General features: G+C 54.4%; 19 protein-coding genes. 13 read left to right on the top strand and 6 right to left on the bottom strand.

What is annotated here, in order from left to right:
• Window positions 1-4: 4 nt before the first annotated feature.
• Window positions 5-808: a tRNA cyclic N6-threonylcarbamoyladenosine(37) synthase TcdA gene (gene tcdA, locus B1H58_RS11320; RefSeq protein ID WP_085070358.1), complete on the top strand. Its 804-nt coding sequence runs from the start codon at window positions 5-7 to the stop codon at window positions 806-808.
• Here tcdA and csdE read toward each other — a convergent pair.
• On the bottom strand, window positions 771-1,235 hold the full coding sequence (csdE, locus tag B1H58_RS11325; protein ID WP_085070360.1) for a cysteine desulfurase sulfur acceptor subunit CsdE: 465 nt from the start codon (window positions 1,233-1,235) through the stop codon (window positions 771-773). The two genes, tcdA and csdE, sit on opposite strands and share 38 nt — an antisense overlap.
• 5 nt (window positions 1,236-1,240) lie before the next feature.
• The gene (gene csdA / locus B1H58_RS11330) at window positions 1,241-2,446 is read right to left on the bottom strand and encodes a cysteine desulfurase CsdA (protein ID WP_085070362.1); all 1,206 of its coding nucleotides are present in this window, start codon (window positions 2,444-2,446) and stop codon (window positions 1,241-1,243) included.
• A gap of 218 nt (window positions 2,447-2,664) precedes the next feature.
• Between csdA and B1H58_RS11335 the strand changes: the two genes are divergently transcribed.
• The 4 genes from B1H58_RS11335 (at window position 2,665) to rlmM (ending at window position 5,694) form a co-directional block, all read left to right on the top strand.
• Entirely contained in the window at window positions 2,665-2,889 is a 225-nt protein-coding gene (locus tag B1H58_RS11335; RefSeq protein ID WP_085070364.1) for a YgdI/YgdR family lipoprotein, read from the top strand.
• A 341-nt stretch (window positions 2,890-3,230) separates the two neighbouring features.
• The gene (gcvA, locus tag B1H58_RS11340) at window positions 3,231-4,148 is read left to right on the top strand and encodes a glycine cleavage system transcriptional regulator GcvA (protein ID WP_085070366.1); all 918 of its coding nucleotides are present in this window, start codon (window positions 3,231-3,233) and stop codon (window positions 4,146-4,148) included.
• Between the two features lie 57 nt (window positions 4,149-4,205).
• Window positions 4,206-4,601: a DUF423 domain-containing protein gene (locus B1H58_RS11345; RefSeq protein ID WP_085070368.1), complete on the top strand. Its 396-nt coding sequence runs from the start codon at window positions 4,206-4,208 to the stop codon at window positions 4,599-4,601.
• On the top strand, window positions 4,594-5,694 hold the full coding sequence (gene rlmM / locus B1H58_RS11350; protein ID WP_085070370.1) for a 23S rRNA (cytidine(2498)-2'-O)-methyltransferase RlmM: 1,101 nt from the start codon (window positions 4,594-4,596) through the stop codon (window positions 5,692-5,694). The genes B1H58_RS11345 and rlmM overlap by 8 nt, the downstream gene beginning before the upstream one ends.
• 353 nt (window positions 5,695-6,047) lie before the next feature.
• Here the strand turns inward: rlmM and xni are convergent, their stop codons facing one another.
• The 3 genes from xni to queF form a co-directional block, all read right to left on the bottom strand.
• Entirely contained in the window at window positions 6,048-6,803 is a 756-nt protein-coding gene (xni, locus tag B1H58_RS11355) for a flap endonuclease Xni (protein WP_085070372.1), read from the bottom strand.
• Between the two features lie 37 nt (window positions 6,804-6,840).
• On the bottom strand, window positions 6,841-8,205 hold the full coding sequence (gene ppnN, locus B1H58_RS11360; protein ID WP_085070374.1) for a nucleotide 5'-monophosphate nucleosidase PpnN: 1,365 nt from the start codon (window positions 8,203-8,205) through the stop codon (window positions 6,841-6,843).
• Window positions 8,206-8,388: 183 nt separating this feature from the next.
• On the bottom strand, window positions 8,389-9,234 hold the full coding sequence (gene queF / locus B1H58_RS11365) for an NADPH-dependent 7-cyano-7-deazaguanine reductase QueF (RefSeq protein ID WP_085070376.1): 846 nt from the start codon (window positions 9,232-9,234) through the stop codon (window positions 8,389-8,391).
• A 107-nt stretch (window positions 9,235-9,341) separates the two neighbouring features.
• Between queF and syd the strand changes: the two genes are divergently transcribed.
• The 4 genes from syd to B1H58_RS11385 all read left to right on the top strand — a co-directional run bounded on the left by syd (window position 9,342) and on the right by B1H58_RS11385 (window position 12,063).
• A complete protein-coding gene (syd, locus tag B1H58_RS11370; RefSeq protein WP_085070378.1) occupies window positions 9,342-9,896 on the top strand; it encodes a SecY-interacting protein in 555 nt (184 codons plus the stop codon).
• 603 nt (window positions 9,897-10,499) lie between these two features.
• Complete coding sequence (locus B1H58_RS11375) at window positions 10,500-10,826, top strand: YqcC family protein (RefSeq protein WP_085070380.1); 327 nt, start codon at window positions 10,500-10,502, stop codon at window positions 10,824-10,826.
• Entirely contained in the window at window positions 10,826-11,605 is a 780-nt protein-coding gene (gene truC, locus B1H58_RS11380) for a tRNA pseudouridine(65) synthase TruC (RefSeq protein WP_085070382.1), read from the top strand. Before B1H58_RS11375 ends, truC begins: the two co-directional genes overlap by 1 nt.
• 11 nt (window positions 11,606-11,616) lie before the next feature.
• Entirely contained in the window at window positions 11,617-12,063 is a 447-nt protein-coding gene (locus tag B1H58_RS11385; RefSeq protein WP_085070384.1) for a flavodoxin, read from the top strand.
• Window positions 12,064-12,098: 35 nt separating this feature from the next.
• On the opposite strand, the gene garD is transcribed toward B1H58_RS11385, so the two are convergent.
• A complete protein-coding gene (gene garD, locus B1H58_RS11390; RefSeq protein ID WP_085070386.1) occupies window positions 12,099-13,661 on the bottom strand; it encodes a galactarate dehydratase in 1,563 nt (520 codons plus the stop codon).
• An 18-nt stretch (window positions 13,662-13,679) separates the two neighbouring features.
• On the opposite strand from garD, the gene B1H58_RS20625 reads away from it, so the two are divergent.
• The 4 genes from B1H58_RS20625 to gudD all read left to right on the top strand — a co-directional run bounded on the left by B1H58_RS20625 (window position 13,680) and on the right by gudD (window position 18,230).
• Entirely contained in the window at window positions 13,680-13,910 is a 231-nt protein-coding gene (locus B1H58_RS20625; protein ID WP_157130168.1) for a hypothetical protein, read from the top strand.
• A 266-nt stretch (window positions 13,911-14,176) separates the two neighbouring features.
• A complete protein-coding gene (locus tag B1H58_RS11395) occupies window positions 14,177-15,523 on the top strand; it encodes an MFS transporter (RefSeq protein WP_085070388.1) in 1,347 nt (448 codons plus the stop codon).
• Window positions 15,524-15,532: 9 nt separating this feature from the next.
• On the top strand, window positions 15,533-16,879 hold the full coding sequence (locus tag B1H58_RS11400) for an enolase C-terminal domain-like protein (protein ID WP_085070390.1): 1,347 nt from the start codon (window positions 15,533-15,535) through the stop codon (window positions 16,877-16,879).
• Window positions 16,880-16,889: 10 nt separating this feature from the next.
• On the top strand, window positions 16,890-18,230 hold the full coding sequence (gene gudD, locus B1H58_RS11405) for a glucarate dehydratase (RefSeq protein ID WP_085070392.1): 1,341 nt from the start codon (window positions 16,890-16,892) through the stop codon (window positions 18,228-18,230).
• Window positions 18,231-18,236 lie beyond the last annotated feature (6 nt).

The following is an 18,236-nucleotide window of genomic DNA, read 5'->3' on the forward strand; positions in this document are numbered from 1 at the left end:
TTTCATGAGAGTTCTCTCTGACGCCTGGCGGCAGCGCTTTGGCGGTACGGCGCGCCTCTATGGTCAGGACGCATTACAGCTGTTTGCCGATGCGCACGTCTGCGTGATCGGCATCGGCGGCGTTGGCTCATGGGCGGCGGAAGCGCTGGCGCGTACCGGTATCGGTGCTATTACCCTGATCGATATGGACGACGTCTGCATCACCAATACCAACCGTCAAATTCATGCCTTACAGGGCAATGTTGGCAAGGCAAAAACGGAAGTGATGGCCGGGCGTATCCTGGCGATCAATCCGGAATGCACGGTTCACTGCGTGGACGATTTTATTACGCCCGATAATACTGCGGAGCTGATGGGCGCAGGCTACAGCTATGTGATCGATGCCATCGATAGCGTGCGGCCCAAGGCGGCGCTGCTTGCCTGGTGTCGCCGCAATAAGATCCCGGTGGTGACCACTGGCGGTGCTGGCGGACAAATCGATCCTACCCAGATCCAGGTGAGCGATCTGGCGAAAACGATTCAGGATCCGCTGGCGGCGAAGCTGCGGGAGCGGCTAAAGCAGGATTTCGGCGTGGTGAAAAACAGTAAAGGCAAGCTGGGCATCGACTGCGTATTTTCTACTGAAGCGCTGGTTTATCCTCAGCCGGACGGCAGCGTTTGCGCTTCACGCAGCACGGCAGAAGGCCCGAAGCGGATGGATTGCGCCTCCGGTTTCGGCGCCGCTACGATGGTAACGGCTACCTTTGGTTTTGTGGCGGTATCGCACGTGCTTAAGAAAATGTTGGCGAAGGCGGCGCGTCAGGGTTAGCCGCCGCTGCGCGAACCGCCTGGGCCAGCGCGTCCAGCCCGCTGCTGCGCGAGGCGCTCAGCTGTTCGCGCAGGCCCAGCTCATCAAATAGCTGCAGCGGATCCTGCTGCAGCAAGATTTCCGGCTGCTGTCGTTCAACTGCCGTCAGCAGCACCGCCAGCAGGCCGCGAACGATTCTTCCTTCGCTGTCACCGTAAAAATGCAGGGATCCGTCAGGCAGGCGCTGATGGCCCAGCCAGACGCGATTTTCACAGCCGCTCAGCTCAATTTCCGCGCTTTTCAGCGCATCCGGCAGCGGCGGCAGCTGTTTGCCCAGCAGAATCAGCTGACGATAACGCTCTTCCCAGCCGGGGCAGGCAGCAAATTTTTCTTTTAATGATGAAACGGTGATCAGGGCAGCAAACGGATGTGGAGCGATAAGCGTCATAGTGATTACTCTGCCAGTAAAGTGATGGCGTTATGGATGGCGCGCACCAGCGCATCGACATCCTGCAGGCTATTATAGGGGGCAAAAGAGGCGCGCAGCGTACCGCTGACGCCCAGTGCTGCCATTAATGGTTGCGCGCAGTGCTGACCGGCGCGTACCGCCACGCCGCTTTCGGCCAGCAGCGTGACCACATCGCTGTGATGAATACCGGCAATATCAAAAGAGAGCAGGCTGGATTCACCGCTGCGAAAGCTGCGAAAGCCGGGGATCGCCTGTAGCTGTTCTTCCGCCAGCGTCGCCAGGCTACCGCTCCAGCGTTCTGCCGCCTCGATATCCACCTTTTCCAGCCATTCCAGCGCGGCGCTCAGGCCGATAACGCCTGCGACGTTTGGCGTTCCGGCCTCAAAACGCCAGGGGATCGGCTGCGGCGTAAAGCCATTAAAATCCACATGGCTAAGCATTTTGCCGCCGCCCTGCCAGGGTGCCATCGCTTCCAGCAGCGCCGGTTTACCGTACAGCGCGCCAATGCCCATCGGCCCGTAAAGTTTGTGGCCGGAGAAGGCATAAAAATCAATATCCAGCGCCTGCATATCCGGCGGGCAGTGCACCACGCCCTGTGCGCCGTCTACCATAACCAATGCCCCGGCGGCATGCGCCAGCTGTATCGCCTGCGCCAGATCGGGACAGCCGCCGGTCACGTTGGACATCTGGCTCAGCGCCAGCAGACGCGTTTTACCGGTTAATAGTGTGGGCAACAGGGCCATATCCGGCAGACGATCCTGGCCCAGCGGCCATTTCACCACCCGTGCGCCGGTCTGTTCAGCAACCATTAGCCAGGGCACCAGATTGGCATGATGCTCTGCTTCGCTAACGATAATCTCGTCGCCAAGCTGTAAGGTAGGTCTGAATGCGCTCTGCGCCACCAGGTTGATCGCTTCGGTGGTGCCGCGTGTCCAGATAATCGTCTGTGGATTCGGCGCATTAATCAGGCCAGCCACCTGCGCACGCGCGCTTTCATAACGCTCAGTAAGCTTACGCGCTGCCGCATACTGGCTGCGATGCACAGTACCGGCGCTCAGGCTGTAATAGTGATCGGTGGCCTCAATCACCGCCTGAGGTTTTAATGCGGTGGCGGCGCTGTCCAGATAAACGCCCGCGTTTGCCAGCGCCGGAAACTGCTGGCGGAACTGGGCGGGATTAAATAGGGTCATGCGGTTCTCATTACAATAAAGGTTTAGCTTCTGCGGCCAGGAACAGGCCGAATAGCGCCTAAGCCACTGGCAAAGCAGCAAATCCACGTTATGCTGAAAAGGCAAGGTTTAAACTGTTTACCGCCGATTTACCAGAGCGAATGTTGCTGCTGAGCACCATTCACGCTGGCTGATTGGAACGGTTGGTTTATCGCATTTAATCTGCAAGGAGATAGAAAATGAAAAAACTCGCCGCAGTACTGGCCGCCTGTGCCATGACATTTACTTTAGCCGCCTGTTCCAGCAATTACGTTATGCATACCAATGATGGGCGCACTATTGTTACCGATGGTAAGCCTATGGTAGACGATGATACCGGTATGATCAGCTATAAAGATGCTCAGGGCAACGAGCAGCAGATCAACCGCTCTGATGTCAAAGAGATGGTAGAGATGGGCCAGTAATTTCAGGCAAAAAAAAGCACCGCTTATGCGGTGCTATTAAAATCACTATGGACAGACAGGGTAAATCTACAGGAATAAAAGGTAGCCAGGCTACCCGATCTGAAAAGCGTCAGATCAAATTGCAAACACAACATCACGACCACAAGCCAAAAGCCCTCTGAAATCAGTAGTTTCCTACCTATTCTGAAAACTTTTCGTTCCGGCTCAGGAAGTGCGGCAACTATAGGTATTTGCTGGAGCTTCCTCAACGGACAATTTATAATGTCTCGGATAAAAAAATCTAATACGTAACGCGGCGCTTGCGGGTTGCGTCAAAGTGTTTCAGCCAAGATTTGGAAACCATGTCAAAACGTCTTCCACCATTGAATGCCCTGCGCGTTTTTGATGCAGCAGCGCGTCACCTTAGCTTTACCAAAGCGGCTGAAGAGCTGTTTGTTACCCAGGCAGCTGTAAGCCATCAGATTAAGTCTCTGGAAGATTTTCTCGGTCTGAAGCTGTTTCGGCGGCGTAATCGTTCGTTATTATTGACCGAGGAAGGTCAAAGCTACTATCTGGATATTAAAGAGATTTTCTCGGCGCTTAATGATGCGACGCGTAAGCTGCAGGCGCGCAGTGCCAAAGGCGCGTTGACGGTAAGTCTGTTACCGAGCTTTGCGATCCAGTGGCTGGTGCCACGTCTCTCCAGCTTTAACTCAGCTTATCCGGGAATCGATGTGCGTATCCAGGCGGTAGACCGTGAAGAGGAGAAACTGGCCGACGATGTGGACGTGGCGATTTTTTATGGTCGCGGCAATTGGCCGGGGCTGCGTGTAGAAAAGCTGTACGCTGAATATTTGTTGCCGGTTTGCTCGCCGCAGCTGCTTACGGGCGATAAACCGTTAAAAACACCAGCCGATTTAGAACATATGACGCTCTTGCATGATGCTTCGCGCCGCGACTGGCAATCCTATACGCGCCAGTTAGGCTTGCAGCATATTAATGTGCAGCAGGGGCCGATTTTTAGCCACAGCGCGATGGTGTTACAGGCAGCGATTCATGGTCAGGGCGTGGCGTTGGCGAACAATGTTATGGCCCAAAGTGAAATTGAGGCTGGTCGCCTGGTTTGTCCCTTTAATGATGTGTTAGTCAGTAAAAACGCTTTTTATCTGGTTTGTCATGACAGCCAGGCAGAACTGGGTAAAATAGCCGCCTTTCGACAATGGATTCTGGCAAAAGCCGCAAGCGAACAGGAAAAGTTCCGCTTCCGCTACGCCAATTAACCTGTTTATTTATCCGCGACGGAGTGACCCGGCGCGTTATGTTACGAGGATCGTTCGATGTCCAGTCGTGCAATGTTAATTTTTTCAGCCATCAGCGGATTTTTCTTTGTCGCTTTTGGCGCATTCGGTGCGCACGTCCTGAGTCAATCTCTGGGGCCGAGGGAAATGGCCTGGATTCATACCGGTCTGGATTACCAGGCCTGGCATACGCTGACCATTATCGGCCTGGCTGCAGCAATGCTTCGTCGCGCAAATATCTGGTTTTACTGGAGCAGCGCCTTTCTGGCCCTGGGCGTAGTGCTGTTTAGCGGCAGTCTTTATTGTCTGGCGCTGTCGCATTTGAAGATGTGGGTGTTTATTACGCCAGTAGGCGGCACCTGTTTTCTGATTGGTTGGATTTTAATGTTAATCGGCGCGCTGCGTCTGAAGAGAAAGGCAGATCGCCATGAATAAAGTATTGTTGTATTGCCGTTCCGGTTTTGAGAAAGAGTGTGCGGCAGAGATTACCGATAAGGCGGCGCAACGTGAAGTTTATGGTTTCGCTCGGGTAAAAGAGAATTCCGGCTATGTGCTGTTTGAGTGTTATGAAGCGGCCGAGGCCGACAAGCTGGCGCGTGAACTGCCTTTCAGCGAGCTGATTTTTGCTCGTCAGATGGTGGTGGTGGGTGAGCTGCTGCGTGATTTGCCGCCTGAAGATCGTATCTCCCCGGTGGCCGGGATGATAAACGGCGTGGTAGAGAAGGGCGGCGACCTTCGGGTCGAGGTGCCGGATACCAATGAAGCGAAGGAATTGCTGAAATTTTGCCGTAAGTTTACCGTTCCGCTGCGTAACGCGCTGCGTCAGCAGAAGAGTTTGCTGAATTACGAGAGTGCCAGCCGACCGGTGATCCATGTGTTCTTTATCGCTTCTGGTCACTGTTATGTGGGTTACTCTTATCCCAACAATAATTCGCCGTTTTTTATGGGCATACCGCGGCTTAAATTTCCTTCCGATGCACCGAGTCGTTCTACTCTCAAGCTGGAAGAAGCATTTCACGTGTTTATTCCGGCTGATGAATGGGATGAGCGTTTGGCTGGCGGGATGTATGCGGTTGATCTTGGAGCCTGTCCGGGCGGCTGGACATATCAGTTAGTGAAACGCAGCATGATGGTGCATGCGGTAGACAATGGCCCGATGGCGCCTTCTTTAATGGATACCGGGCAGGTGACGCATCATCGTGAAGATGGGTTCAAATATCGTCCCACGCGCAGCAATATTAGCTGGGTAGTGTGCGATATGGTGGAAAAACCGGTGCGCGTGGCTAATTTGATGGCGGAATGGCTGATCAATGGCTGGTGTCGCGAGGCGATTTTTAATCTGAAGCTGCCGATGAAGAAGCGTTATGAAGAAGTATCGCAGAATCTGGCAATGATTCAGGAGAAGCTGCAGGAGAATGGCATTAACGCCCAGATTCAGGCACGCCAGCTTTATCACGATCGCGAAGAGGTAACGGTGCATATTCGCCGCATTTGGGGCGCAGCGCCGGGCCGTCGCGACGAACGGTAAAACATATTACACCAGCGCTAATCCCGGGCGAATAGTATTGCTTTTGCTAAGGGATTAGCGATTAAGCCTGCATAAAAACAGCAAATAATTAGCCTTTTAAAGGTTAAGCATTAATTCCGTGAATTCTTTCTTTTATTTTATTATCCTGTTTTAAAATACGCATGATTTATCGAGCCTCTGCCGCGTTACTCCTGACCATTTCTTCACACCGTCAGGCAGCGTGTAAGGCTTGTTTTTTATTAAGGTGTTGATAGCTTCGTCTGATTTGATTTTCGCGAAGAGATCTGTTTTGAGCGTCATGGCTATACATTAAAAGTGGTTTCCCCAGCCCCGGCGGTAGCCAGGACCGGGCTTTACTTCTGCAGGCGCAACGCCTTTAGATTACCGTTAAGATTCAGATCGGTACGCAGCGTGGCGACACGCTGGCTAATAAATGCCATCTCACGCTGTTCAATTAACTTCTTGCGCCACCTGTCTGGTACGGCATCAAGCTGTTGATAGAGTGCCTCCAGAGAACCAAACTGCTGTAATAACTGACTGGCGCTTTTGGGACCAATCCCCGCGACACCGGGTATTTTGCTACTGCTGATGCCTGCCAGGCCCCAAAAATCGGGCAGCTTCTCTGGCGTAACGCCAAATTCCTGTTCAATAAAAGGTAAGTCCAGCCACCGTTTCTGAAAATAATCGCGAATGCGAATCTCAGGTGCCAACAGCTGACAATACCCTTTATCCGTTGAAACGATGGTCGCCTGATGACCGTTTTGCGCCACCTTCACGGCCAGCGTAGCCGCCAGGTCATCGGCCTCATCCCCTTCAGCGGACCAGCAGGAAACGCCCGCCTGACGAAACGCCGTCTGCAGCTCGGGCATTTCTCGCTGCAAATCCTCCGGCATTGGCGGACGGCCCGCTTTATAATCGGGTAACAGTTGATGCCGCCAGCCTTCGCGACGCAGTTCATCATCAAATACCGCAACGGCATGCGTCGGCTGTGTATGGCCCAATAACTGCTGTAATGCCGCTACGCAACGATCCTGACAGGGCGAGCCCTGCACGGCATGGATACGACGAATAAGATTGAGCGCATCAACAATTAATAAATGAATAGTCATAGTTAAAGGCGGGCAGCCTGAAGCCACCCGTTTGCGATTATTTAATGATTTCGTAGCACGGTATATAGGCCGTGCCCGGCAGCTTCATGCGGTGCTGAGCCACGAAGCCCTGCAGCAGATCGTCCATGCGATGCATAATGGCCGGGTCGCCATGAAGCCTGTAGGGGCCTTTCTGCCGAATCTCACGGATACCCATCTCTTTTACGTTACCGGCAACGATACCCGAGAAGGCGCGACGTAAGGCCGCTGCCAGTTTTTCCGGCGGCTGATTAGGATAAAGATTAAGATTGGCCATGTTTTCATGCGTAGGCAGGAACGGAACCTGTAGGTCTGGCTCAATACGCAGGGACCAGTTAAAGCTGTAAGCATCGCCGCTTTCACGCCGGTTCTCTTTAACCTGCGGCATCGCTTTTTTCATCTGGCGCGCCACTTCGGCGGCATCGTCAATAATAATGGTGTAATAACGACGCGCCTGCTCACCCACGGTATTCACGATAAACTCATCCAGCACGCGGAAATAATCGGCGCTCTCTTTGGGCCCGGTCAGAATCAACGGCAGCATCTGATCGTTATTTTCCGGGTTCATCAGAATGCCCAGCAGATAAAGTAGCTCTTCCGCCGTACCGACACCGCCCGGGAAAATGATAATGCCGTGAGCGATACGCACAAACGCTTCCAGGCGCTTTTCAATATCCGGCATGATAATCAGCTCATTGACCAGCGGATTCGGCGGCTCGGCGGCAATAATCGATGGCTCCGTCAGACCAATAAAGCGCCCTTCACGGTAGCGCTGCTGCGCATGACCCACCGCAGCGCCTTTCATCGGTGCTTCCATTACGCCTGGTCCGCAGCCGGTACAGATATTGAGTTCGCGCAGACCGAGTTGGGTGCCGACATTGCGGCAATATTGATATTCGGTGGCATTAATCGAGTGCCCGCCCCAGCACACCACCATATTAGGGTTCTCGCCTACGTGCAGGGCACGCGCGTTACGCAGGATAGAAAAAACCAGATTGGTAATATGGACGGAATTATCCAGATCGAGCTGCTGAAAGCGGCCTGCTGTTTCGAACTGACCCGTAACAAACAGAATATCGCGCAGTACGGCAAACAGGTTTGCCTGCAAAGAACGAATAATGCGTCCGTCAACAAAGGCCTCTTCGGGAGGATTGATCAGTTCCAGTTTTACGCCGCGCTCGCGGCGTAGCACATTAATATCGAAGTTTTCAAAGCGGGAGAGCAGTTCATGGCTGCTGTCGGTCTGGCTACCGGAGTTAAGCACGGCGAGAGAACAGTTGCGAAACAGCTGATAGAGATCGCTGCTGGCCGTACGTTTCAGCATGTCGACTTCTAATTGCGACAGCAAATCCATTGAGCCAAGTGGGCTGATATGTGTAATCAAGTGCGCTCCTTTACACCCGCCGGGGTGACAAATGACACCGTGCCGTTACGATAACCGCACGGTGACGAGAAAATCCCTGAGCGGTAGCGTATTGCCACCGCTGCTTCTCAGAGTAGCCTTCTGTACTGAAGTTCCTCAACCGATTCCTGTAACAGCGCGCAGCCCTGCGAGGAACTGCGCAATTTACTGACGCACCAGGCGCGAATGGCTGGGCGAAAAATCAGTATTGCTGCGCCATGGATTAATATCCAGTCCGCCGCGTCGCGTATAGCGGGCATATACCGACAGCGTCTCCGGCTGGCAGAAGCGCAACAGATCGTTAAAGATACGTTCCACGCACTGCTCATGGAACTCATTATGATGACGGAACGAGACCAGATAGCGTAGCAATGCCTCACGCTTGATGCGCGGCCCGCGATAGCGAATTTGTACCGAGCCCCAGTCAGGCTGGTGAGTAATCAGACAGTTCGATTTCAACAGATGGCTGACCAGCGTCTCTTCAACGATCTCTTCGCCTTTGGCATCGGCCAGATAATCAGCGTTGAACTGATAGTCATCGATGCTGATATCCTGCTCATCAATGCAGAAACCATCGAACTGACCAATCGGTTGTCCTTCAATCTCTTGCAGGCGAAACAGCGCCACGCTGACTTCACCCTGCGCGCAGGCGCGCAAATCGCGTTCCAGCGTCTGGCGCACTTCGCCCCAGTCGGCAAAGCGTGTCTGATTAAAACTGTTAAGATAGAGTTTAAAACTTTTTGATTCGATGAGATTAACGCTATCCGCCCGCAGCACGACCTCGCCCACAGCAACCTGGGGAACGCCTTTCGCATTCAGCCACGAGAGCTCATACAATGTCCAGATATCGGCACCATGAAAGGGCAGATGAGTAGGGTAAAGACCCAAAGGCTCACGATTCAGCGAGCGGGGCACCGCCTGCAGCAAGCCAGGTTCATACCGATCCTGATATGCGGTTGGCTTGCCCAGCGTCAGGCCGGCAAGCGCTTGATGTTGTTCATAAGAAGACATAACGTAACCTCAAACCCGTCGGGGAAGACGAGTTGCGTCTTTTCCTGTGATAAAGAAACGGTAAACAAGGCTGTAAGTGTAACTCAGTCAGCCTGGAGTAAAAAAAGATGAATGATCTTATTGCCGCCGCGTTGCGGGACTTCACTCAACAATATTGCCAACGTTGGCAGCAGGATTATGGCCATCTGCCTGCCAGCGCCGGGTTATACGAAGTTCCTTCGCCCTGCGTGACAGAAAATCGTGACGAACACGTTCTGTGGCAGCCGCAGCCTTTTAGCCTGGAACCGCACCTTGCGGCGGTAGAACGGGCGCTGGAGCTACAGCTACAGTCTTCGGTGGTGAGTTATTATACAACGCAATTCGCCGGAGATATGCAGGCGACGTTCGGGCAACGGCCCATCACTTTACTTCAGGTATGGAGCGAGACCGATTTTGAGCGAGTACAGGAAAACCTGATTGGGCATTTGGTCATGAAAAGGCGTTTAAAACAAACTCCGACCCTGTTTATTGCCACCACCTCTTCTGATTCAGAAATTATATCGGTGTGCAATTTAACGGGTGAAGTGATCTGTGAAGTATTGGGAACGCCACGACGTGAAAAACTGGCTGCGGATCTTCGGACTTTTCTTAAGGCATTACAACCGGTTACTGAGATGAGTTAAGCGATTGACTTATCATGTTGTGAGACATCTCTTACATTAGCTGTAAGAGATCGCCAGAAAAAACCACAAGAAAACTGAAAGTTTTTTTGTGAAGATAATGTAAATCATCAACTTAGTGAAATCTGCCTTTTCAGATTTTTGCCAGGCTTAATCGTTAAAGGAAAAGGTATCTTGTTTCCTGTGCTGGCTAAGGCAAACTGTACATTATCGGAAAGGGAATCCGTGGATTGGACAACGTCAGGGAAGGCGTTCATCAGGATGATTTGCCGCACAGGGAAATGCATTAAAGGATGGCTTCAGGAAGAAGCTGGATATTCCAGGATGGAATAAAAGGACACCTCCAGGATGGAGAATGAGAGCCAGACAGGACGACTGGTGGGCCAGGAAAGCCAATGGAGTATCGCCATGAAGGCGTGTTTGTCAGGATGACAACAGGGAAAAGTTTTCATGGATGAGCAGGGAGCATCAAAGTAGCGGGACTGCTGCAAACGAACCGGGGGCACTGTTAATACAGTGCCCCTTTTTTTATGCTGCGCGTTTTCCCGCCGCTCCGGCGATGCTATGCTTGCCGCCCTTAAAATTTCACCCGTTGTGAGGATGCCCATGCACCGTGAACATCAGGTTCGCCAGGGGTTGCTGGCGGTCGAAGCATTACTGAAAACGCATGCGCTATGGCAGAGCGAAGCGCCTGAGACGGCCGCGTTCGACAGCACGCAGCCGTTTTTCCTTGATACCATGCAGCCGCTGGAGTGGTTGCAGTGGGTCTTAATCCCCCGGATGCACGCCTTGCTCGATGCCGAGGCTGCGCTACCGCAAAATTTTGCTATCGCGCCCTATTATGAAATGGCGCTGGAAACCGGGATGCCGGGTCGGCGCGAGTTACTGACTCACCTTAACGCGCTTGATGCGCTATTTATAACGGATCGTTAATGCTGGAAATTATCTATCAGGATGAGTGGCTGGTCGCGGTAAATAAACCGGCCGGATGGCTGGTGCATCGCAGTTGGCTGGATCGCAAAGAGAAAGTCGTGGTGATGCAAACGGTGCGCGATCAAATTGGGCAGCACGTATTTACCGCGCATCGCCTCGATCGTCCTACCTCCGGCGTTCTGCTGATGGGGCTTTCCAGTGACGTTGGTCGTTTGCTGTCGCAGCAGTTTGAGCAGCACCAGATGGTAAAAACCTATCATGCCGTGGTACGTGGCTGGCTGGAGGGCGCGGAGCGGCTCGATTATCCCCTTACCGAAGAGCTGGATAAGATAGGGGATAAATATGCCTCGCCGGATAAAGGACCGCAGCCGGCGGTAACCCACTGGCGCGGACTGGCAATCACGGAACAGCCGGTGGCAATTGGCCGCTATCCTACTTCCCGCTACAGCCTGATGGAGCTTCAACCTGCGACGGGACGCAAACATCAGTTGCGGCGTCATCTCTCTCATTTACGTCACCCGATTATTGGCGATACCACCCACGGCGATTTACGTCAGAACCGCGGTGTGGCGCAGCATTTTGGCTGTGACCGCTTAATGCTGCACGCCAGCAGCCTGGCGCTGAATCATCCGGTCACCGGCGAGCCACTTATTCTACGGGCCGGGCTCGATCATGAGTGGCAGCGACTGATGCAGCAGTTTGGCTGGCAACATCATCTCCCTGATATTCCCAGGGTTGAGTTTGTACAGACGCCAGGTCAGGATAGAGAATCACATTAAGGGAGAAGTTTATGGCGCAGATAGGTATTTTCGTCGGAACGGTTTATGGCAATGCGTTGCTGGTCGCGGAAGAGGCGGAGCCGATCCTGCAAGAGCAGGGACATCAGGTGCAGATTTTTGAAGATCCCAGCTTTAGCGACTGGCAGCAGTACAGCGACAAAGTTGCGCTGATTGTCACGTCCACGACCGGGCAGGGTAATTTTCCTGACAGCATTGCCGGGCTGTATCACGACGTAAAAGATAAGCTGGGGCATCAGCCGCAGCTGCGCTATGGCGTTATCGCGCTGGGCGACAGCAGCTACGATCACTTCTGCGGCGCAGGGAAAACCTTTGACGCCCTGCTGCAGGAGCAGGGCGCAACGCGCACAGGCGATGTGCTGCTGGTGGATGCGATGGAATCACCGGAGCCGGAAAGCGTGACTTCGCCCTGGGTAGAAAACTGGGGCAAGCTGCTGTGATCCTTCCCGCTCCGGTAAGCGTTGCTTTTCGCCGATCAGGTTACCGGAGCGGGATTAAACACCGCCAGTGCATTGCGAATACCCCAGCGGTCGGACCAGGTTTGCTGACGGCCGCTGGCGATATCCAGAATCAATGTGAATAATCGCCAGCCCACTTGTTCAATGCTCTCTTCTCCGGTCGCAATGGTGCCCGCGTTAATGTCCATTAAATCGTGCCAGCGGTTGGCTAACGCGGTGCGCGTCGCCATTTTAATCACCGGAATGGCGGCCAGGCCATAGGGCGTGCCGCGTCCGGTGGTGAAAACCTGTAGCGTAATACCGGAAGCCATCTGCTGCGTGCCGCAGACAAAATCACTGGCGGGCGTGGCGGCATAAATCAGCCCGCGTTTCGTCGGACGCTGTCCCGGCGACAGCACCTCAACGATGGCACTGCGTCCTGATTTGGCAATCGAGCCAAGCGCCTTTTCCACCACATTTGCCAGCCCGCCTTTTTTATTGCCCGGCGAAGGATTGGCACTACGATCGGTTTGGCCCTGACGCAGATATTCATCATACCAGGCCATCTCTTCCAGCAGTCGCTTACCGGTTGCCTCATCTGCCGCGCGCGGCGTTAATAAATGTATCGCATCACGAACCTCGGTGACTTCGGAAAACATCACCGTTGCGCCACAGCGCACCAGCAGATCCGAGGCGTAGCCTACCGCAGGATTCGCCGTTACGCCGGAAAAAGCGTCGCTGCCTCCGCACTGCATGCCGACAATCAGCTCAGAAGCGGGGCAGGTCTCTCGCTGTCGCTGGTTCAGGCGCTGCAGGTGCCGATCCGCCACGCGCAGGATCTCTTGCACCATCGCCTCGAAGCCGACATGACGTTCATCCTGCAAACGCACAATATCTTCTTCGCCGAGGGAGATCGCCTGTACATCATCGCCGTTAGCGGATAACAGCCGCTCCGGCTGGAGTTTCTCGCAGCCAAGGCTCACTACCATCACCTCACCGCCGAAGTTAGCGTTCAGCGCCAGGTTATGAATGGTGCGGATAGGGATAATGGCTGCTGGCGCGTTGATCGCTACGCCGCAGCCGTAGAGATGATTCAGCGCCACCACGCCGTCGACGTTGGGGTAACGCGGCAACAGCTCGCGCTCAATAATGTTGACCACATAATCCACTACGCCTGCCACGCAGTGTACGCTGGTGGTAATTCCCAGCAGATTACGCGTGCCGACGCTGCCATCAGCGTTGCGGTAGCCTTCAAAGGTATAGCCCTCCAGCGGCGGCAGCGGCTCCGGCACGCGCGTCGCCAGCGGCAAGCTTTCCAGTGGCGGCGCTTCCGGCAGTGTTACCAGCGACTCGTCAATCCAGCTGCCCTGAGCAATATCACGCAGCGCGTAGCCAATCACTTCGCCATAACGGCGAATGGTTTCGCCGCGTGCAATCGCGCTCAGTGCCACCTTGTGCCCCTGAGGAACATGTTCCGTCAGGCGCAGGCCGCAGGGAAACAGGCTGCCAGCCGATAAACCGTTGTCATTCACTACGATAGCGACATTGTCGTCTTCGTGTACCCGAATGTATCGCGGTGTCTCTTCACGAATTGTTTTCATTGCTTCGGTATCCAGTAAATGGAAAAGGGTGGAAAGGGAGATGGCGCTGGTGAAAACCGCGTCTTAGGTTTTTGCTGTGAAAAGTATAAGAAGCGGCAACAGGGCGAGCATTATGCAAATGACCTGGTTTCTGTGTGCCGTTTAATTCATTTTCAGGCTTTAGAACAAATGCAAGTGAAGAGGCTCACAAACCTCACCCGCACTCTCTCTGGCTCTCAGCCTGTCGGCCTGAAAAAAGCAATTCCGTGAGCCGTACCGCAGCGAATTATGCAAACGCCATAAAATAAGCATTTTTCACCATCAAATATCGGGCTTTATTCCAGTGAATTGCTCCGTTGCGCTCCATATACTTTTTCCCAGCTTTGACGACTGGTGAGACAACAGCGCTGCGTAATCGATGTTTTTGCTAACAAATAATTATCGCCATGTTTAACCCAACCTCATTCTGATACTCAACGCGAAGTGTATGCAGTCAGAGTGGAAAGTAGCGTACCGCTATATTTCAGGAGTGCATCATGAATTCATTCAGCCAGGCGGAAAGCGCCGTGGAAAAAAGAACCAACGCACGATACTGGATCGTCGTGATGTTGTTTATCGTCACATCTTTTAACTATGGCGACCGCGCCACGCTTTCAATTGCCGGCTCTGAGATGGCGAAAGATATTGGCCTCGATCCGGTCGGCATGGGCTATATCTTTTCGGCATTCTCATGGGCTTATGTGATTGGCCAAATCCCCGGCGGCTGGCTGCTTGACCGTTTCGGCTCGAAGCGCGTCTATTTCTGGAGCATCTTCATCTGGTCGCTGTTTACGCTATTACAAGGATTTGTTGATATTTTTGAAGGCTTTACCGTTATCGTTGCGCTCTTTATGCTGCGTTTTCTGGTGGGGCTGGCGGAAGCGCCATCTTTCCCCGGCAACAGTCGGATCGTTGCCGCCTGGTTTCCGGCACAGGAACGCGGCACCGCAGTAGCGATTTTTAACTCAGCGCAATATTTCGCCACCGTTATTTTCGCGCCCATCATGGGCTGGTTAACCTCGCAGGTTGGTTGGGCGCATGTCTTCTGGTTCATGGGCGGGTTGGGCATCATCCTGAGCTTTATCTGGCTGAAGGTGATCCACGATCCTAACGATCATCCAGGCGTTAACCGGGCCGAGCTGGAATATATGGAGAAAGGTGGCGCGCTGATCAATATGGATGCGAAAAAGAGCCAGGAAAAAGTCAGCGGGCGTGAAAAGTGGCACCAAATTCGTCAGCTGATCACCTCGCGAATGATGCTCGGGATCTATCTCGGTCAGTACTGTATCAACGCGCTTACCTACTTCTTTATTACCTGGTTTCCGGTTTATCTGGTGCAGGCGCGCGGTATGTCGATTCTGAAAGCGGGGTTTATCGCCTCTGTACCGGCTATCTGCGGCTTCCTTGGCGGCGTGCTCGGCGGAGTTATCTCTGACTGGCTGATGCGTAAAACCGGCTCGCTGAATATCGCCCGTAAAACGCCTATCGTTCTCGGCATGCTGCTCTCCATATCAATGGTGACCTGTAACTATGTTGATACCGAATGGGTCGTGGTGTTCTTTATGGCGTTGGCTTTCTTTGGTAAAGGCATCGGCGCGCTCGGCTGGGCGGTCATGGCAGATACCGCGCCTAAAGAGATTAGCGGCCTCAGCGGCGGCCTGTTCAATATGTTTGGCAATATTTCCGGCATCGTTACCCCTATCGCTATTGGCTACATCATCGCCACCACCGGGTCTTATAACGGCGCGCTGATCTATGTGGGGATCCATGCTTTTGTTGCGGTGCTGAGCTACCTGGTATTGGTGGGCGACATCAAACGCATTGAACTGAAAAAAGTAGCGTAAGGAGAGGCGATGAATACGCAAAGCACGCCCGTCATTACCGATATGAAAGTTATTCCGGTCGCCGGTCATGACAGTATGTTGCTCAATATTGGCGGGGCGCACAGCGCTTACTTTACTCGCAATATCGTGGTGTTAACCGATAGCGCCGGGCATACCGGCCTGGGTGAAGCGCCAGGCGGGGAAACCATCTTACAGACGCTAACCGAGGCGATCCCGCAGGTGGTTGGGCATGAAGTCGGCCGCATGAACCGGCTGGTACAGCAGGTACATAAAGGTAATCAGCACGCTGATTTCGATACCTTCGGCAAAGGAGCCTGGACATTTGAACTGCGGGTCAATGCGGTGGCCGCGCTGGAGGCTGCTCTGCTCGATCTGCTGGGCCAGTGCCTGAATGTGCCGGTAGCCGAGCTGCTTGGGCCAGGCAAACAGCGCGATGAAGTCACGGTGCTGGGCTACCTGTTTTATATCGGCGACCGGCAGAAAACCGATCTGCCTTACCTGAGCGGCGAACGGGCAACGCATGAGTGGTATCACCTGCGCCATCAACAGGCGCTGGATAGCGCGGCGGTGGTGCGGCTGGCGGAAGCGGCGCAGGATCGTTACGGCTTTAAAGATTTCAAATTAAAAGGGGGCGTGCTGCCGGGCGAAGAGGAAATAGAGACTGCGCGTGCGCTGAAAAAACGCTTCCCGGACGCGCGGATTACCGTTGATCCTAACGGCGCCTGGATGCTGGATGAAGCAATCGCCCTTTGCAAAGGGCTACAGGATGTTCTCAGCTATGCCGAGGATCCCTGCGGAGCGGAACAGGGATATTCCGGGCGTGAGGTGATGGCGGAGTTTCGCCGCGCCACCGGCCTGCCGGTCGCGACAAATATGATCGCCACCAACTGGCGTGAAATGCAGCACGCAATCATGCTGAACGCGGTCGATATTCCGCTGGCCGATCCGCATTTCTGGACCTTAAGCGGCGCGGTGCGCGTTGCGCAGCTCTGCGATGACTGGGGCCTGACCTGGGGTTGCCATTCCAACAATCATTTCGATATTTCTCTGGCGATGTTCACCCACGTCGGCGCGGCCGCGCCGGGTAAGCCGACCGCCATCGACACTCACTGGATCTGGCAGGAGGGCGATCGGCATTTGACCAAAGCGCCGTTGCAGATCCGTCACGGCAAAATTGCCGTACCCGATAAGCCCGGACTGGGCATTGAGCTGGACTGGGAACGCCTGCAACAGGCGCACGAATTGTATAAAACCTTGCCGGGCGGCGCGCGGAACGACGCAACCGCGATGCAGTATCTTATTCCCGGCTGGACTTTCGATCGCAAGCGCCCGGCATTCGGGCGCAGCAAAGCATAAGGAATCGACCATGAGCCAACAGAACGCCACGCCGAGAATTACCGCTATGCAGGTCATCCCGGTTGCCGGTCACGACAGTATGCTGCTCAACCTGAGCGGGGCGCACGCGCCTTTTTTTACCCGCAATATTGTCATCATCAAGGATAACGCCGGCCATACCGGCGTAGGTGAAATTCCCGGCGGTGAGAAAATCCGCCAGACGCTGGAAGAGGCCGCGGCTCTGCTTATCGGCCATACGCTGGGCGAATATAAAAACCTGCTCAGCCTGGTGCGCACCACCTTTGCCGATCGCGACGCCAGCGGACGCGGTACGCAAACTTTTGACCTGCGCACCACCATTCATGTGGTTACCGGCATTGAAGCCGCGCTGCTTGATCTGCTGGGGCAGTTCCTTGGCGTTAATGTTGCCAGCCTGTTGGGTGAAGGGCAGCAGCGCGATCGGGTCGAGATGCTGGGCTATCTGTTCTACGTGGGCGATCGGCGCAAAACGTCGCTGCCCTATCAGAGTGAGCCGGATGCCAGCTGCGACTGGTATCGCCTGCGTCACGAGGAGGCGCTGACGCCGCAAACGGTCGTCAGGCTGGCCGAGGCGGCGTATGAGAAATATGGCTTCAACGATTTCAAACTAAAGGGCGGGGTGCTGGCAGGCAGCGAAGAGGCGGAAGCGGTAACCGCGCTGGCGCAGCGTTTTCCGGAGGCGCGCGTTACGCTTGATCCCAACGGTGCCTGGTCGCTGGAAGAGGCGATTAAGCTGGGTAAACAGCTGCGCAACGTACTGGCTTATGCGGAAGATCCGTGCGGTGCCGAGCAGGGTTATTCGGGACGTGAAGTGATGGCAGAGTTCCGCCGCGCCACCGGTCTGCCGACCGCTACCAATATGATTGCCACCGACTGGCGCCAGATGGGGCATACCTTGTCGCTGCAGTCGGTCGATATCCCGCTGGCCGACCCGCATTTCTGGACCATGCAAGGCTCGGTGCGCGTGGCGCAAATGTGTCATGAGTTCGGCCTGACCTGGGGTTCCCACTCCAATAATCACTTCGATATTTCTCTGGCGATGTTTACCCATGTTGCCGCCGCCGCGCCAGGCAATATTACCGCCATTGATACGCACTGGATCTGGCAGGAAGGCAACCAGCGCCTGACGAAGCAGTCGCTGGAGATCAAGGGCGGCATGGTGCAGGTGCCGCAGAAGCCAGGGCTGGGCGTTGAGCTGGATATGGATCAGGTAATGAAAGCCAATGCGCTTTATCAACAGCATGGGCTGGGGGCGCGCGATGATGCGCAGGCAATGCAGTTCCTGGTGCCGAACTGGCGCTTTGATAACAAACGTCCGTGTCTGGTGCGCTAAGCGCGC

The organism is Pantoea alhagi, from assembly GCF_002101395.1.
Lineage (GTDB): Bacteria > Pseudomonadota > Gammaproteobacteria > Enterobacterales > Enterobacteriaceae > Mixta > Mixta alhagi.

Bases quoted from the DNA above. Each gene is read 5' to 3' on its own strand.
- tcdA (WP_085070358.1), top strand. From the start codon at position 5: ATGAGAGTTCTCTCTGACGCCTGGCGGCAGCGCTTTGGCGGTACGGCG.
- csdE (WP_085070360.1), bottom strand. From the start codon at position 1,235: ATGACGCTTATCGCTCCACATCCGTTTGCTGCCCTGATCACCGTTTCA.
- csdA (WP_085070362.1), bottom strand. From the start codon at position 2,446: ATGACCCTATTTAATCCCGCCCAGTTCCGCCAGCAGTTTCCGGCGCTG.
- B1H58_RS11335 (WP_085070364.1), top strand. From the start codon at position 2,665: ATGAAAAAACTCGCCGCAGTACTGGCCGCCTGTGCCATGACATTTACT.
- gcvA (WP_085070366.1), top strand. From the start codon at position 3,231: ATGTCAAAACGTCTTCCACCATTGAATGCCCTGCGCGTTTTTGATGCA.
- B1H58_RS11345 (WP_085070368.1), top strand. From the start codon at position 4,206: ATGTCCAGTCGTGCAATGTTAATTTTTTCAGCCATCAGCGGATTTTTC.
- rlmM (WP_085070370.1), top strand. From the start codon at position 4,594: ATGAATAAAGTATTGTTGTATTGCCGTTCCGGTTTTGAGAAAGAGTGT.
- xni (WP_085070372.1), bottom strand. From the start codon at position 6,803: ATGACTATTCATTTATTAATTGTTGATGCGCTCAATCTTATTCGTCGT.
- queF (WP_085070376.1), bottom strand. From the start codon at position 9,234: ATGTCTTCTTATGAACAACATCAAGCGCTTGCCGGCCTGACGCTGGGC.
- syd (WP_085070378.1), top strand. From the start codon at position 9,342: ATGAATGATCTTATTGCCGCCGCGTTGCGGGACTTCACTCAACAATAT.
- B1H58_RS11375 (WP_085070380.1), top strand. From the start codon at position 10,500: ATGCACCGTGAACATCAGGTTCGCCAGGGGTTGCTGGCGGTCGAAGCA.
- truC (WP_085070382.1), top strand. From the start codon at position 10,826: ATGCTGGAAATTATCTATCAGGATGAGTGGCTGGTCGCGGTAAATAAA.
- B1H58_RS11385 (WP_085070384.1), top strand. From the start codon at position 11,617: ATGGCGCAGATAGGTATTTTCGTCGGAACGGTTTATGGCAATGCGTTG.
- garD (WP_085070386.1), bottom strand. From the start codon at position 13,661: ATGAAAACAATTCGTGAAGAGACACCGCGATACATTCGGGTACACGAA.
- B1H58_RS20625 (WP_157130168.1), top strand. From the start codon at position 13,680: ATGGAAAAGGGTGGAAAGGGAGATGGCGCTGGTGAAAACCGCGTCTTA.
- B1H58_RS11395 (WP_085070388.1), top strand. From the start codon at position 14,177: ATGAATTCATTCAGCCAGGCGGAAAGCGCCGTGGAAAAAAGAACCAAC.
- B1H58_RS11400 (WP_085070390.1), top strand. From the start codon at position 15,533: ATGAATACGCAAAGCACGCCCGTCATTACCGATATGAAAGTTATTCCG.
- gudD (WP_085070392.1), top strand. From the start codon at position 16,890: ATGAGCCAACAGAACGCCACGCCGAGAATTACCGCTATGCAGGTCATC.